Source organism: Bartonella pachyuromydis, assembly GCF_039543065.1.
Lineage (GTDB): Bacteria > Pseudomonadota > Alphaproteobacteria > Rhizobiales > Rhizobiaceae > Bartonella > Bartonella pachyuromydis.
Window position 1 is genome coordinate 1 of the sequence record NZ_BAABJA010000040.1, and the last position, 1,838, is coordinate 1,838.

At 38.8% G+C, this 1,838-nt stretch carries 3 protein-coding genes; all 3 read left to right on the forward strand.

Features of this window, described 5'->3' with window-relative positions; all coding sequences use genetic code 11:
- Positions 1–56: 56 nt before the first annotated feature.
- The 3 genes from ABD917_RS08590 (at position 57) to ABD917_RS08600 (ending at position 1,770) form a co-directional block, all read left to right on the forward strand.
- A complete protein-coding gene (locus ABD917_RS08590; protein ID WP_345119650.1) occupies positions 57–869 on the forward strand; it encodes an ERF family protein in 813 nt (270 codons plus the stop codon).
- Between the two features lies 1 nt (position 870).
- Positions 871–1,494 (forward strand): lambda exonuclease family protein, encoded by a 624-nt coding sequence (locus ABD917_RS08595; RefSeq protein WP_345119651.1) that lies wholly within the window; start codon positions 871–873, stop codon positions 1,492–1,494.
- A gap of 72 nt (positions 1,495–1,566) precedes the next feature.
- A complete protein-coding gene (locus ABD917_RS08600; protein ID WP_345119652.1) occupies positions 1,567–1,770 on the forward strand; it encodes a helix-turn-helix transcriptional regulator in 204 nt (67 codons plus the stop codon).
- Positions 1,771–1,838: the final 68 nt, after the last annotated feature.

A 1,838-nucleotide genomic window follows, 5' to 3' on the forward strand; every position in this document is an offset into this window, starting at 1 on the left:
AACACATGCGTGATTCACGCCACGGGTGAATTGCGCTTTAAATGGAGGAAATCAAGATGAATGAAATAAGTACTACACAAACGGAATTAGTGGAAAAAACAAACGCTTGTGAAACCAACTCTACAGCTATGGAGCTTATTTTAGAAAGAGCTTTACAAAGTGATGTTGATCTGGATCGTCTCAAGAGCCTTCTTGAATTGCGAGAAAAGGAGATAAAACGTCAAGAGCGCCCAAATTTTGTCCGTGATCTTTTCGCTATGCAAATGGAATATAAAGAAATACAAAAAAATGCTACAAACACCCATACAAATAGCCAATATGCGAAGCTTGATCAGTACATTGATGCTGTAAAGGACACCCTTTCAAAACATCATTTTGCTTTGTTCTCTCGTATCAAAGAACAGAGTTCAAACGGCATAACCATGGAAATGACTTTAAAGCATATATCGGGACATGAAATATCAACACAAGGAACATTTCCCTTTGACGCTACAGGGAGCAAAAACAACATACAAGCGGTTGGCTCTACTATTACCTATGCACGCAGATATCTGTTAGGCATGCTTCTTAATGTCGCAAGCAAAGAAGACGATACAGATGGAAACCCGCCTATTAAAAAGGCATTTCCGCAGCAAATCAATGAAATCAGAAGACTCATAGTGCAAACCCAATCAGAAGAAGCAAAGGTACTTGATTATGTTAAAGTCAAAAATCTTACCGATATGTCTGAGGGACAAGCCCAAATCGTTTTGTATCTTTTGAAAGATAAAAAAAAGCAAATAGACGCTTCTATACAAGAAGCAGAATATATTCATATCCAAGATATTGAATATGCACCAACTCAACAAGAAAAACAGACAGCGGTGTGAAATGGAACAAAGAACAGCAGAGTGGTTTCAAGCCCGTTTAGGTAAAGTCACCGCTTCAAACGTTTATAACGTACTCAGTAAAACAGCCAAAGGAACGCCTACAAGCAAATATGAGGAGTACAAAATAAAGCTTATGACAGAGCGCTTAACAGAGGAAATAAGCCAATCTTATATAACGCCCGCTATGCAATGGGGCATTGAACATGAAGAAGATGCCTTGAGAGAATATGCATTCATTTATGATACAGAGGTTAGCAGGTGTGGTTTCATACAACATCCAACAATAGGAATGGCTGGTGCTAGCCCTGATGGCTTTGTTGGTGAGGATGGTTTAGTGGAGGTCAAATGCCCACAATCAGTTCACCATCTACGCTTCTTTATAGATGACAAGATCAAACCTGAATGTATCGCACAAATGCAATTCCAAATGGCTTGTACGGGACGTAAATGGTGTCATTTCATGAGCTATAATCCGCATTTTGTAGGTAGATCATCTCACTTGCGTATGAAAATCAAACGTATCAATCGTGATGAGGAACAAATTAAACAGATCAATCAAGCGGTCGAGATATTTTTGGAGGAAATAGAGCGAGATCTGAAGCAGATCTTAACAAAAGCTGCTTGATGTTATGGGGGTGCTTTCTCCTCCCAGCACCCCTGCCCATTTATGTAACATAAAAAAAAGAAAGGTCATAAGATGATATTTGATGATGGCGATAGATATGTAACAACCCGTGAATGTGCGCAGCTTTTTAGTGTATCAACAACAACGATTCGCAACTGGGTGCTTCAAGGTGTATTTCCAAAGCCATACAAGCTAGGGAGAGCAGTGAGGTGGAGAAAGAAAGAGATCTTAGCCTTTACTCCAGAGAAAAATGCGGATCAAATAACAACAAATTAGATAAAATTGTATAAACTGTAATAGGTGGACTAAAAGGTGGTCTAAAAATCGTTATTTAAAGAAAAAAA